At 47.2% G+C, this 14648-nt stretch carries 11 protein-coding genes and 1 pseudogene; 6 read left to right on the forward strand and 6 right to left on the reverse strand.

Annotated elements, in window-relative coordinates:
• The 5 genes from AC06L3_RS01970 to AC06L3_RS01990 all read left to right on the forward strand — a co-directional run.
• The coding region (locus tag AC06L3_RS01970; protein ID WP_475668950.1) for a chorismate-binding protein at positions 1-326 on the forward strand (326 nt) is incomplete at its 5' end.
• Positions 313-1989, forward strand: coding sequence for a 2-succinyl-5-enolpyruvyl-6-hydroxy-3-cyclohexene-1-carboxylic-acid synthase (gene menD / locus AC06L3_RS01975; RefSeq protein ID WP_475668951.1), 1677 nt, complete (start codon positions 313-315; stop codon positions 1987-1989). The genes AC06L3_RS01970 and menD, both read left to right, overlap by 14 nt.
• On the forward strand, positions 1986-2849 hold the full coding sequence (gene menB, locus AC06L3_RS01980) for a 1,4-dihydroxy-2-naphthoyl-CoA synthase (protein WP_475668952.1): 864 nt from the start codon (positions 1986-1988) through the stop codon (positions 2847-2849). Before menD ends, menB begins: the two co-directional genes overlap by 4 nt.
• 113 nt (positions 2850-2962) lie before the next feature.
• Positions 2963-4012, forward strand: a complete 1050-nt coding sequence (locus AC06L3_RS01985; protein WP_475668953.1) for an o-succinylbenzoate synthase — start codon at positions 2963-2965, stop codon at positions 4010-4012.
• Positions 3990-5003 carry an AMP-binding protein gene (locus AC06L3_RS01990; protein WP_475668960.1) on the forward strand — a complete coding sequence of 338 codons (1014 nt, stop codon included), beginning with the start codon at positions 3990-3992 and terminating at the stop codon, positions 5001-5003. Before AC06L3_RS01985 ends, AC06L3_RS01990 begins: the two co-directional genes overlap by 23 nt.
• 17 nt (positions 5004-5020) lie before the next feature.
• Here the strand turns inward: AC06L3_RS01990 and AC06L3_RS01995 are convergent, their stop codons facing one another.
• From AC06L3_RS01995 to AC06L3_RS02020, 6 genes are all read right to left on the reverse strand, one after another.
• On the reverse strand, positions 5021-5458 hold the full coding sequence (locus AC06L3_RS01995) for a YqaA family protein (RefSeq protein WP_475668954.1): 438 nt from the start codon (positions 5456-5458) through the stop codon (positions 5021-5023).
• Positions 5459-5497: 39 nt separating this feature from the next.
• Complete coding sequence (locus AC06L3_RS02000) at positions 5498-8269, reverse strand: DUF4906 domain-containing protein (RefSeq protein WP_475668955.1); 2772 nt, start codon at positions 8267-8269, stop codon at positions 5498-5500.
• A gap of 2 nt (positions 8270-8271) precedes the next feature.
• Positions 8272-9036, reverse strand: coding sequence for a hypothetical protein (locus AC06L3_RS02005; protein WP_475668956.1), 765 nt, complete (start codon positions 9034-9036; stop codon positions 8272-8274).
• 73 nt (positions 9037-9109) lie between these two features.
• On the reverse strand, positions 9110-10207 hold the full coding sequence (locus AC06L3_RS02010) for a fimbrial protein (protein ID WP_475668957.1): 1098 nt from the start codon (positions 10205-10207) through the stop codon (positions 9110-9112).
• A 39-nt stretch (positions 10208-10246) separates the two neighbouring features.
• A complete protein-coding gene (locus tag AC06L3_RS02015; RefSeq protein ID WP_475668958.1) occupies positions 10247-12088 on the reverse strand; it encodes a tetratricopeptide repeat protein in 1842 nt (613 codons plus the stop codon).
• 2 nt (positions 12089-12090) lie between these two features.
• The gene (locus tag AC06L3_RS02020) at positions 12091-12690 is read right to left on the reverse strand and encodes a DUF3575 domain-containing protein (RefSeq protein WP_475668959.1); all 600 of its coding nucleotides are present in this window, start codon (positions 12688-12690) and stop codon (positions 12091-12093) included.
• A 173-nt stretch (positions 12691-12863) separates the two neighbouring features.
• On the opposite strand from AC06L3_RS02020, the pseudogene AC06L3_RS02025 reads away from it, so the two are divergent.
• Positions 12864-14648: pseudogene (locus AC06L3_RS02025) on the forward strand (hypothetical protein); the annotation flags it as partial.

The raw sequence follows: 14648 nt of genomic DNA on the forward strand, positions 1-14648 counted from the left end.
CTCAGAAAGAGGCCCGCGAATTCATTCTCAGGAATGAAGCACACCGGCGGAAGTATTACAGCGGTTTTGCCGGTCCCGTTGGCATCAATGGCCGGACCAGGCTATTCGTTTCATTGAGATGCGCTGAATTTCCAGAACTGATTGGAAACGGCAATGGAGCGGATTCATTGTATGTGAATCGTGCAAGATTATACGCAGGCGGAGGCATCATGCCGGAAAGCGCCTGCCGAAGCGAATTTGAAGAAACCGAGAACAAGATGCAAACAATGAAAAGGTGTCTGGACCTATGTCAGATTAGAAAAGAGATTGAAAATGTACAGCAATAAGGAAAACGTAAACATACTAACAGCCCTGCTAATCAAGCATGGTGTTGAAAACATTGTTGTCTGTCCGGGCAGCAGGAATGCGCCTCTGGTCCACAATTTCAATGAATGTCCGGAACTCAGATGCATTCCTGTAACCGATGAACGTTCTGCAGGATTCATAGCGCTTGGTCTTAGGCAGCAGTCAGGCAGGCCTGTGGCGGTTTGTGTGACCAGCGGCTCCGCTTTGCTCAACCTGGGGCCTGCGGCAATCGAGGCCAGCTATCGCCATGTAGGAATAATTATAATTTCAGCGGACAGGCCCGGTGCATGGACAGGCCAGCTTGACGGGCAGACCATGCCGCAGCAGGGAGCTCTGGGAAGCAGTGTGGCAATGAGTGTCAAGCTCCCTGAGCCTCAGAATGATACACAGCGATGGGAATGCAACAGGCTGGTGAACGAGGCTCTGATGGAAAATGCACGGCCTGCGCATCCAAGCGTACACATTAATGTACCAATCAGCGAGCCGCTGTTCGATTTCAGCACAGAGGAACTGCCTGATGAAAGGGCGGTCCACAGAATGCAGTGGAGCTGGGATTATGCCAGGGAAATGATTGTCAGAAGGATTCTTGCCTGCAGCAAGCCGATGATTGTCATCGGGCAACTTACGCAGTTCGCAATTGCCGATGATCTGTTGAATCAGATTGCCGGAAAAATCACCGTTCTGGCTGAACCTGTATCCGGAGATATCAGTTTCAATTATTTCACGGACCAGATGCTTTATGTTCTGAAGGATGTTCCGCAGGACATGAAGCCCGATTGCGTCATATACCTTGGTGGCAATACCATAAGCAAGAGGCTCAGGCAGTTCCTGCGCAGGGACTGTGCCGATGCCTTTCACATTACCGTTTCCGAGGACGGAGTCCTTCACGATATCTCAACACATACTTCACTGCTGATAGAAGGCATGCCTTGTGATTTCCTGGCCGATTTGAACCACGGTCTGACGGACAAGGACATGAAGCCGGCTTTCTACGTGAAATGGGCTGATTTGAGGAAGAGAATTGCTCAATTGCATGACAGATTTGTTCCTGAATACTCGCAGATGCTTGCGGCCAAGCTGCTTGAAGAGAATATAAAGGAAGATGACCTTGTGCATTACGCAAACAGCATGTCCGTAAGGTTGGGAGAAATTTACGCGAGACATTACATAAATTGCAACCGGGGGTTGAACGGGATTGAAGGTTCGTTGAGCACGTTCGCCGGTGCCGCGCTGGCACAAATGCAGGAAGAACTAAGGTCTCCAAGAGCTTACTGTGTAATCGGCGACCTGAGTTTCTTCTATGACCACAATGCATTATGGTTGAACCAGCTGGAAGGCAACGCCAGGATACTGCTCCTCAACAACGGGCAGGGAGGCATATTCAAGAGTCTCAGAGGTCTTGAAGCAAGTCAGGCAGCGGAAATGTTCGTTGCCGGGAAGCACGGACTTTCAGCAAAAGGAATCTGTGAAACTTTTGGTGTGAAATACTTGAAAGCACGGAATACAGAAGAACTTGAAACCGGTATCAGGAAACTTGCCAGCGCCGAATCCGAAAGGCCGGTACTGCTGGAAGTGTTCACGGACCCGGACAAGGACATTGAAGTCTACTCACAATATTACAGGCAACTGAAACTTGAACTTTGAAGAATATGGAATGGAAATCGATGCATGAATTCAAGGAGATACTCCTTGAAGAATACGATGGAATAGCAAAGATAAGCATTAACAGACCTCAGTACAGAAATGCGTTCACGCCACTGACCACTGCCGAACTGTCACAGGCATTCACTATTGTCCGTGAAGCACAGCATATAAGGGTGGTATTGCTCACCGGAGCCCAGACGCCTCGTAAGGAAGGTCAGAGTGAGGAGGAATGGCTCAGGACCCAGGCATTCTGTTCCGGCGGTGACATGCACTGCAAGGGGCGGGGCGGATATATTGACCAGGACGGCACACCACGTCTGTCGGTCCTTGACGTTCAGATGCAGATACGCAGACTTCCAAAGCCTGTGATTGCAATGGTGAATGGTTTTGCCATTGGTGGCGGACACGTTCTGCACGTAGTCTGTGACCTCACAATTGCAGCAGAGAACGCAAAATTCGGACAGACCGGTCCGAAAGTAGGTTCATTCGATGCGGGATTCGGTTCTTCATATCTTGCAAGGATTGTTGGTCAGAAAAAAGCGCGCGAGATATGGTTTATGTGCAGGCAGTATACGGCGGCTGAAGCCGAGCGGATGGGCATGGTGAACAAGGTTGTTCCTCTCAAGGATCTTGAGCAGGAATGTGTGGACTGGGCCCACAGGATGATGGAGCTCTCGCCTCTTGCCCTGCGCATGATAAAGATGGGACTCAATGCAGAGCTCGACGGTCAGGCCGGCATTCAGGAGCTGGCTGGTGATTGCACCGCATTGTATTATATGCTGGATGAAGCCCAGGAGGGCGGCAGGGCCTTCCTTGAGAAGCGCAAGCCTGATTGGGGCAAGTTTCCTCTGGTTCCATAGCATATTCAGACAGGAAAAGGCACCAAACCTGCTCGAAACGGACGAAATTCGCTGAAACAGACAGGAAAAGGTACCAAACCTGCTCAAGAGAAGCCAAAGTTAGGAGAAGCACTATGGAAATCGAACTGAAAAGAGAAAAACTGCATTTCAAGATACCGGCAAGAACCAGCCGCGGAGAATACACCGAGCACGAAATGCTCATAGTGAAACTCAGCGGAAACGGGCGCAGCGGCATTGGGGAATGTGCGCCGCTTCCTGACCTTTCCTGTGACAGGGATGCCTACAAGAATTTGAATGATGTGCATTCACTTCTCAAGGACGCATTCGCGTTCAACGGTTCGCGCCAGGCACATTCGGATTCCGCATTGCATGAAACGATTTACGAAAAGCTGCGCAACTACCCCGCCCTGCTCTTTGCGGTGGAATCAGCCCTGGCGGAGATGAATCAGTCGCCGGAACTTTACGATACGGATTTTGCCAGGGGAATGGAAGGAATACCTATCAACGGGCTGGTATGGATGGCGGATCACGGGACAATGCTCAAGCAGATGGAGGAAAAGATAGCCGCTGGCTACAGATGCATCAAGCTTAAGATCGGCGCAATAAAGTGGGAAGAGGAGATGAGCCTGATAAGAAGCATACGCTCACGGTTCACTGAAGATGAGCTGCAATTGAGGGTCGATGCCAACGGGGCGTTCTCTGCTGAGGAGGCCGCAGAAAAATTGGATGAACTGTCGAGGTACAGGATACATTCAATAGAGCAGCCTGTAAGGCAAGGGCAATGGGAGGAGATGGCCAGGTTGTGCCGGACTTCAAAAGTGCCGGTTGCCCTTGATGAAGAGCTTATAGGGATAAACACGGCGGAAGAGAAGGAAAGAATGCTTGACGCTGTGAAACCGCAGTATATAGTGGTGAAACCTACGCTTCACGGTGGAATGACAGGCAGCAGGGAGTGGATTGAAATGGCCCGGGAAAGGGGCATAAGGTCATGGATTACAAGTGCGCTGGAAAGCAACATAGGGCTGACAAACGTGGCCTTGTTGGCTGCGTCGGTCTATTCAGGCAAATGGGAGTTGCCACAGGGGCTTGGAACCGGTCTGTTGTTCACCAGCAATTTTGAAACTGGAGTACACATCAGGGATGGACATATCTGGATTTCTTGAGGAATGGAATAATTCTTCTGACAGCGTTCTTGTTCACACGAGCGGAAGCACGGGCAAACCAAAGCCAATGATGGTCCGGAAGGGCAGGATGCTTGCGTCCGCAAAAATCACCTGTGACTTCCTCGGGCTGAAGGAAGGTGACAGAGCGCTACTGTGCATGCCTATTGATTTCATTGCCGGAAAGATGATGGTGGTGCGTTCAATTGAGCGGAAGATGGAACTTATCAGCGTTGAGCCGTCGAGCCATCCGCTGGCCGGTCTGAAAGGGCAATGCTTTGATCTGATTGCCATGGTCCCTTATCAGGTGCATTGCTCCTTGCAAGTTCCCGGTGAAAAGAAAGTTCTCATGAATTGCAAGAATCTGATAATTGGTGGCGGAGCCATTTCAGATGAACTGCAAAAGGAACTGGAAGATTTTCCGAACGCTGTATGGAGCACATACGGAATGACCGAAACGCTCTCGCATATTGCACTGAGAAGGCTGAACGGGTCTGGGAGAAGCGAATGGTACACCCCTTTTGAAAATGTAAGAATAGGCACGGACAAGGATGGATGCCTCTGGATTGACGCCCCGCTCATTCACGAAGGTGTGTTGCATACCAACGATATAGCCGAAATGCATACAGAGTCCAAGACCGGCAAGTCATTATTCAAAATACTCGGACGCAAGGACAATGTAATCTGCAGCGGAGGAATCAAACTTCAGATCGAGCGGATTGAACAGGCGCTCAGGCCGTACATGAAAGTTCCGTTCTGCGTAAGCAGGCGCAAGGATGAAAAGTTCGGGGAAATAGCTATCCTTCTAGTTGAGAATCAGAATGATAACCCGTCTGAAACCTCCTCGGAAATATCATTGGACACACTGGAAAAAGCGGTGGACAGTCTGGAAAAATATTCAAGGCCTAAGGAAATAATCTTAATAAAGGAAATCCCTCTTACCGGAACAGGTAAGATTGACCGTGCCTCAGCAGAGCGTCTTGCAGCCAGGTAGCTGAAAAGTACACCGGCTTAAATCAGTCCTGAAACAAGATTCCAGAGCAGGAAACGTCCGGCCTTGCCCACGAGCATAAGAAGAAGCGTCCAGAATGCAGGTGTACGGTAAAATCCCAACGCTATTGCAAACACGTCTCCGACTACAGGAATCCATGTAAGGAGCGCGAGCCAGACCCCGTACTTGTCAACCAGCTTTTTCTGTTTCTCAAGCGTATCATGTTTTATATGAAAATACTTTTCAAGCCATTTCCATTTAGCCAGATAGCCAAGATAGTATGAAGTGACTCCGCCGAGCCAGTTTCCCAAAGTTCCAACCATAAAACAGGCCAGAGGCTGCTTGGTGGCAAGAAGCACGGCAATATACAACGCATCTGAACTGAACGGTATTACCGTAGCCGCCAGAAAGCAGCCTATGAAAAGGCCTGTCAGTCCTAAAGTTTCCAGTCCAAGCATGGGGCAAATATAAGCAAATGCCCGCACGCCTGCAATTCATCAGAAGAGATTGCTGTAAAGAATCTGCCAGTCTATTTCCTTGCAGAATCCGCTCAAGCCTGAATTCTTCTGAACATATCTGTACCAGAATCCTTTATGATTGGCAATGTTTGTCATTGAAGGCACTGAAAGCCTTGTTCCGTCAAAATGCTTTGCAGGCGCATTGCTGCCTGTATACTTGAAACTGGTATTGTAATATATGCCATCGGCGCTGCTCAGCTCTATATACGGATACTCGGAATCCTTGACAAACGTTATATCATAATCAATGTAGTACTCTGTGTGGGAGTCGCCTTCTCCTGAATAATGGAACTGCTTTCCATCGTAAGAGTAATCAAAGGACAAGTCAGAGAACAATGAATTGTCAATGTTGGATCTGTAATGTTTCACGCATCTGACAATGAGTTCGTCAATATATCTGTATCCGTCCTTGGACATTGAATTTCTGCTGTCACTCTTCATATAGCTGATTATATACACCATTTCGGCGAATTTCAAATCAACGCTGGCGCTTGCACACTCTGCAATGAATTCCTGCACTGTTCCGGGAGTGCCGTCTGCCTTGACATAGTTCACGTGTGAGAAATCCCCGTCCAGACTGAAATGAACCTTATAATGTCCGTTTATACCTGTTCCGGGGCTTGGATATGAGAACCTGCACATCTCCCTGTCCCAGAGTATTTCCGATGAGGCAGGTGCCGATACCGGCGTAGTGGCCTCTCCATCAGTTCCAGATAAGGAATAATCCCTGAACCATGACATTGAAAGCGGAACATCCGCAGGACAATCAATCAGGCTGGCTGTATATTGTGTGCCATTGCGATAATTCATAAGACAGAGCTGCTCTTCTTGAAGCCGTTTCATAGGCTGACAAATGGAATATGAACATTCATCGCAAGCACTGTGACCGTTCACATACGCCCTGATCCTGCCTTGATTCTCGGACAAGTCCCGGCAGTTCAGATAATTCGCCTTGACATTGATTGTGGTATTGGCTGCAACGCATTCAACTCTGTTGCTTTCACTTGTAAAAGATGAAGAAGAACCGTCACAATATGCAAGAGTCACTCCCATCGAAGAAGCGTGCGCAGGTGTGATCAAATATTTGACATCGGCCCCGAAACCAGCGGCAAGCAACATATTATCCGTGTCGAGAGATATTCCCAGCTCACTTACAGTAAACGCACATTCCGCAATGGCCATCCCCATCCTGCTGCCTATCACCGCCCTGCCCAGTCCCTTGGCTCTGACTGAAACTCCGTTCCTGTCCACAGAAAGAATTTCAACGCAGTCAGCTCCGGACAGAAGTCTGATATCCGGAACCTGTCCTGCCGGCATATCAAGTTTGGAAAAAGCCACATAGCGCACTTCATACTCATTATCATTCAGATACCACAAAGGCACAAAGCTTTCATCGAACTCAATCCGGTAAGGATATGGCTCTAGATTCACCGTGAATTCAGCACTGCCTTTTTTAAGTGTACCATCTGTTGACTCCGCACTCAGGACAGCCGAACCGTTACAAAGCCCATAAATGAGAAAAGGTCCCCTATTGTCATCAATTGCATTGATTTGTGAAAGGGATAGCTTCTCTTTACCATCGGCAGTGCAGAACCCTGCTATTCCCGGTTCGGAAATCTGCCAGTTCAGATGTTTTCTTGAAGCATCCTCGGGGCTGACAACTGCCATGAACGGAACTTTCTCGTTCTCATTCAGTTCATAATCGTCCATCCTGACCTCAACTCCTGTAGTCAAGGTTTCCAGCCCGTCGGTAACAACTCTCCAGCTTACTTCATCTACTCCGCCCTCGGCGGAAAATTTGATATTCACATCATAAACGCTGTTCCTTTCCAGCGAAAAGTCCGAGGCATCCCTGCCCGGATACAGCCTGTAAATTATCTCTCCCCTTTTGCGCGGCGATGAATATGTTCCTTTCACGCATATATAGGTGCACAGTTCATTGTACCTGCTTGATTCTGGAAAGAACTTGGTCATCTGCGAACTGTTACCGGGCAGAAGTTCCCCCTGCACATTCTCATAACAGTAGAAAACCACTTTATCATCAAGGCCTGAAGGAACCACTGAACATGCGCTGCTCAGGCATTTCAAGCCTTCCACGGGAGCATTCTCCTTGAAATAATACACCTGCGACGGTATATTCACCACGCTCACTTCCTTGATTTCCAGAGAGACATCGTTGTTCAATGCGGAAGTATCAAAAGAAAGTCCTATCCTTGCTGTCATCCGCCTGAAATCAAGTCTCACCTTGTAACCGTCATCGTTAGCCTCCAAAGCTGCGATTGCTGTCATCATAAGCCTCGGGCAGTCTTCAACCTCACTGTTCAGGCCTCCCAGCGATTCATTCTGGTATGCTGAATTCAGGATATCATTCTCCGTAGCCGGTACAGGACTGATTTCAGGGCCGTTTGCAATGGCGTACATTGTATATTCAGCATTACTGTTGAGATGCATACTGACTCTGGTCTCAGCGCTTGAACCGCATTTTCCGTATCCGGAAAGCATGCCCTTGGAATCATAAACATAATAGTGGAACCAGTTTATCCTGTCCTCCTCCGCTATGAACTCGGAATGGCCGTATGTGCGGCTTTTCGTATCAAGTTGAGGAACATTGAATTCAATCTCAACGCTCACCATATTCTGCGGATTTCCGGAATCAGGGATATCATTAAGTTCCATTTCTTCCGAAGCTGAGCAGGACAGCATTGTCACGGCACTGATTGCCGCACATATAAGCAACATTATCTGTTTCATATTCAAAATTCTATTCTGTATGGCGGACAATCTGTCCAATCGTTGATTATTACCTCTGTAACATTGAAAGAATAATCAAGGCCGAAAGTGATATCATCAAGATTCCTCTTCTGCATGTCAAACCCTGCGTCCTGAAGATATTTCCATACAGGTATTGTAAAGCACGCAGTTTCCCTGTTCCCCATTGGAACCTTCACCTCAATCTCTGAAGTATTCTTCAAGTCATTCCTGAGCATATTGAAGCTTGCGGTACTCCCACCGCCGGGTAGCGGCAATGGAAGCAGTCTTGTTCCGGCATCACCCTCAACGCTTCCTCCTTTTATATAATACCCGCACACCGGCTGATGGTATATCAACTCCACTTCATTGTCAAAGATCATTTCAGGGCTGAAGAGAAGAGTCACTCTTGAAAATTCCTTTGTAAGGGAAACTTTATGGCAGAGTTCGTCACAGCGGCTGTCCGCATGTGCGATTTCCTTGAACATACTGTCGGCATCAATCGTTTTCCTTTTGATGAAATACGCATCCGGGCCGCTTCCATGCAACTCCGAATTAACTATATTGCCCCATATGCAAATATCCGCATCCTGCATTCTGTCAATCTCTATAACCGCAGGTTCGCAGAAATTGTTTACGTAAGCTTTCTTCATATACGGAGTGATACCGCTTCCATCCAATATCCATACATCCAATGATTTCACAGACGATGGCAGCGCACTGCAGTCCAGAGTCAGGAAGCATGGGCATTCTCCCCTGTCTTCAAACATTTTGGAGCAGGAAGATGACAAGAAAAGCAGCAGCGCAAATGTACATGAGGCAATATGTTTCATCATTAGGATATTAGAAGTTAACAACGGCTGAAGGAACGATTGTCCAGTTTTCAACATTCACAGAAACTGAAACCGTACCATTCACAATCGGCATGTTCGGGTTCAGAGAACCCGGCTTGCTTATGACAACGCTCAATTCGTATGATTTGTTCCTTTCGATTCCGGGCCTTGTATCTTCACTTGATACATATCCGAAACCTTCCCGGTTTATATTGACGGGGTAATAATATGTAACTCCGTTAAGAGTGCCTTCTATGATAAGTCTTGTGTAATAATCATTCACCGTTGGGTCCTCCATTTCAATTGTGTTCTCAAAGGTGTAGAACCATCGCGTGGTGTTATTGCCGGTATCATCCACTTTGTCCGCTATGCTTTCATACAGCATTCCCACCATCGAAAACCCCGTGCAGTCATTTTCAATGTACCTGCTTAGATTCAGAACCTGAGAACCTGATTTGTTGCTTCCGTTATACAGGAGTTTCTCTGCGTGGACATTTATAAGGTATGCTTTCACGTTCTGCAAGGTGGATCCCTCGTAAGGTGTGCCTGCGAATGCAGTACTGACACTTGTAAGCTTCACTCTCGCAACCAGTCTTTTCACTGGAATTGTAATATCGTTCACGGCGTTCAATTCAACGTCCTTGTATCCGCACATTGTAAAATTCTTTACATTCTCATTTTTGAGCAATGAGAGTTCATTCTTGAATGTTGCAAGTGAATTCACTCCGGCAAAATTGTCATCCTTATGGCTGTTGCATACTGCATATATGGTTTTCTTCCCTGTGGAGCTTATCAGTTCCAGGCCTGACAATCCTCTCGAAAGATCGGCGGCGGAATACTTCTTGTACAATTCAAGCTGGCCGTTGTCCACAGCCTGTTCGCCTGTGTTCCTGAAAATAAAGATTTCAAGAGTGTTTACAATGTTGTCATCGGATTGAATTCCGTGGCCGCTGCCAGAAGCCTTGGTCTGCAGAGAGTTTTCGCCTTGAATGCTCAGGCGCACTATTGCTCTGTCGTTTTCCTGAACGGCTTCAGGGACATTTTCCTTTGAACAGGAAACCATAAACAAAGCTGCTATTGACAGCAAGCATAAAACAGATTTTCTCATTATTTTTTAGTTTTAGTTAATAAATTGATTTACAATTATTTAATGTTTAGATATCAGGGCCTTCAATTCAGGGTCCAGATTTACGCGGAAACGCATGCCGGGCTCTTTTTCAAGACATCTTTCAAGACAGGTTCTGGCTCTGTAAGCATCATTGAGCCTGGCATACGTTATTGCCAGCAGATAGTCTCTTTTAACGGAAGCTTTCAAATGCTCCAGTACGTCCTTTGCCGAATTATTATAATCCAGACTCAGGAATGCAAGTGCGGAATTCAAATCCCTGTAAGGTCTGAGCTTGACTATCGCCTTCTTGTAATCCCTTTCTACCAGAGCGTTCAGGCCTTCCATATAATCCCTGTCAATTACATCGGTATGTACGGTATCGGCCATCATATTGCGCCTGTGAGTATGAAAGCATATTCTCACGCGTCGCAGTGTAGGGAATATCTTTTCCTTGATGTCATTGTAAAAAGCACTTGAAGCCAATATTTCCTTCCGCTTCTGAACAAGATCTTCACTTTCCAGACTTCTGACAAGCCGTTCATAAGCGAATCCCCACCCTTTCAGTTCTTCAATCAACCCGCACCAGTCCTCGCCGCAGGATCTGTCCTCTATGGCAAAGAACTTGTCTTCAAGTGCTGAATCAGGTACATTACCTTCATCTCCTATTGAAATATTCCATATAGAATGTGCAATACTGTCCTTTATGAATGCCGAATATGAACCCAGCAGTTTGCAAACCTCTTCTCCCCTCTCCTGGCTCAACGCTGCGTTCAGTGCTTCAGGCCCTTCCGGTGAACAGAAAGAATTCACTATTATCGAGTCCATCACGTATGCGCTGTCTTCAATAAACTCCGCGAGCCTGCCTTTCAGCCGTCTCAGTTCCGCTCCGTTGTCATCAATGCCGGTTTCAAGTCTGCCGCTACCCGATGCGAACGCAAGTCTGCTGTCGTATGAAACGGACTGGTTCCTGTAAATTACAGTATCCTTGTAGCGTTTCACGATATCGGCCAGTGTGGAAAGCGAACTGACATAGAAAGTCACTGTATCAGATTCAGGAACATCATACAATTTCCTGTAGCTGTTCCACAATTCACCATCTATGGTGAGGAAAATTTTCTTTAGTCCGTCAAATGATTTCACACTCTGTGTATAATGATATACAAACGACTGCCTGTCATCTGAAGTTACAACGGAATCAAGGCGCACGCCTCCATCGGGGAAGGGATTGCGGACATATTTGGCAAAAGCCTGCGGTATGCGCTCCCGTTTCCTGTTGTTGGACCATTTCCTGAATCTTCTGACATAGTGCTCCATTGCTTCCGGCGAGGCCTCATGACGCTCTATATAGACTTCAAGAAGATGCCTGTACCGGAGATCCAGACTGCTGTCGGCAAGGATTGAGTTGATATAATCATTGTACTTCCTGTAGCCGCGGAGCTGCCTGTTCCTGTATTCCTCACCGCATATGAAAATATCGTCAAGTTTCTGCTCCCCTCCGGGCAAGATCAGGTTCGGAGTCATTCTCAACTGCCAGTTACGGTCAATGAGTACTGCCGGGACACTTATATTGAATCCGAGTTCAATGAATCCGCAGCGCTCGGCAACGTTCTTGAACTTGGCCTCCACGCATATTGAATTCAGCATATACGTGCCGCTCGGGTCCAGTTCCCTGATTTCCTTTTCCGAATCGGAAAGCTCCTCATACCTGTCATCCTGTGATTGTTCCGTATAAGAGCCGGCGTTCACATCTCCGTTTGAAGGTATGCTCACGCTCACGGCGGCGTTCGATGCAATGGCATTGCTGAGCTTGCGTCCCTGACCTGCGCAGGAGGCAAGGAGAATGCAAAGCACAAGCAATGATTTTCCGCTGATTGATTTCATGGCTAGAACAGATAACTCAGTTGCAAAAGCACATTATTCGGTTCAATATGAATCTTCTTACCCTTGTCCAGCACTCTGCCGCAATGCGGGCAGGAATATCTGGTGTATCTGCAAGGACCGAGCATGAATCCCACTCCGAAATCCAGATTCAGATGCCTGCTTATCATATAGGAATATCCTGCTCCAGCCTGAATTCCATAGAAATCGCCTTCTCTGGTTTCATTGCCAAAATAATTGCTTCTATTGAAGCGGAGGAAACCTGCACCGGCGCTGAAGAACCATCCTGAAAAAGTTCTCCATGGCCAGAAGCGGATCCCTGTATTGAATGCGCACTGCTTGTTCCTTGACTCATCATTGCCTGAACCGAATTGAAAAGGATTGTATTTTGCACCGAAATAAAGGGATAGTCTTGTGTTCAGGCTCGCTCCTATCTCGGCGTTCAATGTTGCCATATTCGCATAATCCGCAAGATTGGAGGAAACATAGAAATTGCTGAACGGTTCATAATCCATTTCGTCCCACGACAACGCGGCACAAGGTTGCACACAGGCTCCTGCCAGAAGCACAGTGGAAATCGAAAGCCATCTCGTAAAAATTTTCATAAGTTCCAGTTTTTGTTGGGGCAAAAGTATTTCCTCCGGACGGAGAACAGGTGCCAAAGCAGCAATTCTTTTCCTATTGTTGCTAAAACTTTGTTCGGAAATACATTTTAGGTGAAAGAATTTTAAATTGCGCAAGTATATGCGTATATTAGAATGTTGAAATTGATTGACGTATGGAATTTTTAAGAGCTGTAGCACAAACATTTCTGGAGATAGCTGGCAATCAAGGGAATACCGGAGGCATGGATTGCTGTTCCGATTCAGTATTCGTATTTCCGGGCAGGCGATCGGCCAAGTTCTTTATCAAGTACTTAGGTGAGGAATTCGCAAAAAGATACAGGAGCCCGCTCATCAGTCCGAGAACCTGCACTATTTCCAATCTGTTCGCGGATTTGTCCGGTCTCAAGGAGATTGACAGCATTGAAACCTCTATAGTCCTTTATCAGGAATATATAGCTCTTGGCAAGGCAATCACATACGACGACTTCTCAAGATGGGCGGACATAGTGCTTTCGGACTTCAACGACATAGACAAATACCGCATTGACTACAAGGCCCTGTTTGCCAACATAAAGGACCTAAAGGAACTTGAAAGCAACTATTCCTACCTGAGCCAGGCCCAGATGGATGCAATGAAACGGTTCTGGGGAAATTTCTACAAGGAAGCGGCAAGTGGCTTGAGTGGTGAGGGGAAAAGCAGACTTGACATAAAGAAGGAATTCGCCGGAATATGGGAGATAATGCCATCGCTGTACGGGAACTTCAGGAAAAGGCTGCTTGACCAGAAGAAAGCCAATTCCGGAATTATTTATTCCGAAGTGGCCGCAATGAGCGAAACAGAGGAGTTTGAAAGCAGGCTGAATGAGGTTCTGCCTGCAGAACATTATGTTTTCATAGGCTTCAATGCGCCGAACAAGTGCGAGGAAGCGCTGTTCGATGCCATTGCCGGCTTGGGAAAGGCGGACTTCTACTGGGACTTCACCGGTCCTCTGGTAAGATGTGATGAGAACAAGGCCAGCCTTTACATCAAGAGAATGGAGAGCAAGTACCCCTCCAGATATCCCCAATACAAGGAACTTGTCAGAAGCGAATATGAAAACTGCCGTAACATAAACGTGATAGCAGTGCCTGGAGCCGTGCAGCAGGCAGCAATGGCAGGAGAGATTCTTGAAAGACTTGCCAAGGGCAAAGAAGTAGAAGAAGCATTCGACACAGCTATAGTACTGCCCGACGAGAGCCTGCTTTTCCCAGTGATGAACAACATACCATCGCAGTACAGGAACATAAACGTTACAATGGGCTATCCGATGTGCCTCACTCCACTGGGAAGTTTCATGGATCTGCTTTGCAGCCTTCACCTGAACACAAGGCAGGATGCATGGTACTACAAGGATGTATGCAGGATTCTGGAACACGAGTACATAAAGAATTCCTGCACTGAGGTGATAGCCGACATCAGGGCGGGGATTTCCGAAAAGAACCTTATTTTCATCAGGAAACAGCAGTTGATGGAGTATCTTGCAGATGCTCCTCAGGCCGAAGAATGCCAGCTTCTCGGATGCATATTCGGAGCTGATATTGAAAGATGGACAGATGCGGCTGAATGGCACAAGGAAGTTCTAAGGAAACTGGATGCTGTGTCTGACAAGCTGACCCGCAATTTCATAGCACAATATTACACAGCGATAGAAAGGATTCTTTCCTATAAAGGGCTGGAGGAGATCAATGTCAGAACTTTCTACAAGCTCGAATCCCAGCTTACGGCAAAACTTGCTGTTCCGTTTGAAGGTGAACCATTGAAGGGGCTGCAGGTTGTGGGGCCTCTTGAAATCAGGAGCCTCGATTTCAGGAACCTCATAATACTCAACGTGAACGAATCGGTTTTCCCAAAGACTGCCGCAAACAACTCCTTCATTCCTTTCAATCTGAGGAAAGGATTCGGTCTGACTACATACGAG

It is taken from the genome of Candidatus Egerieousia sp. (assembly GCF_056211015.1).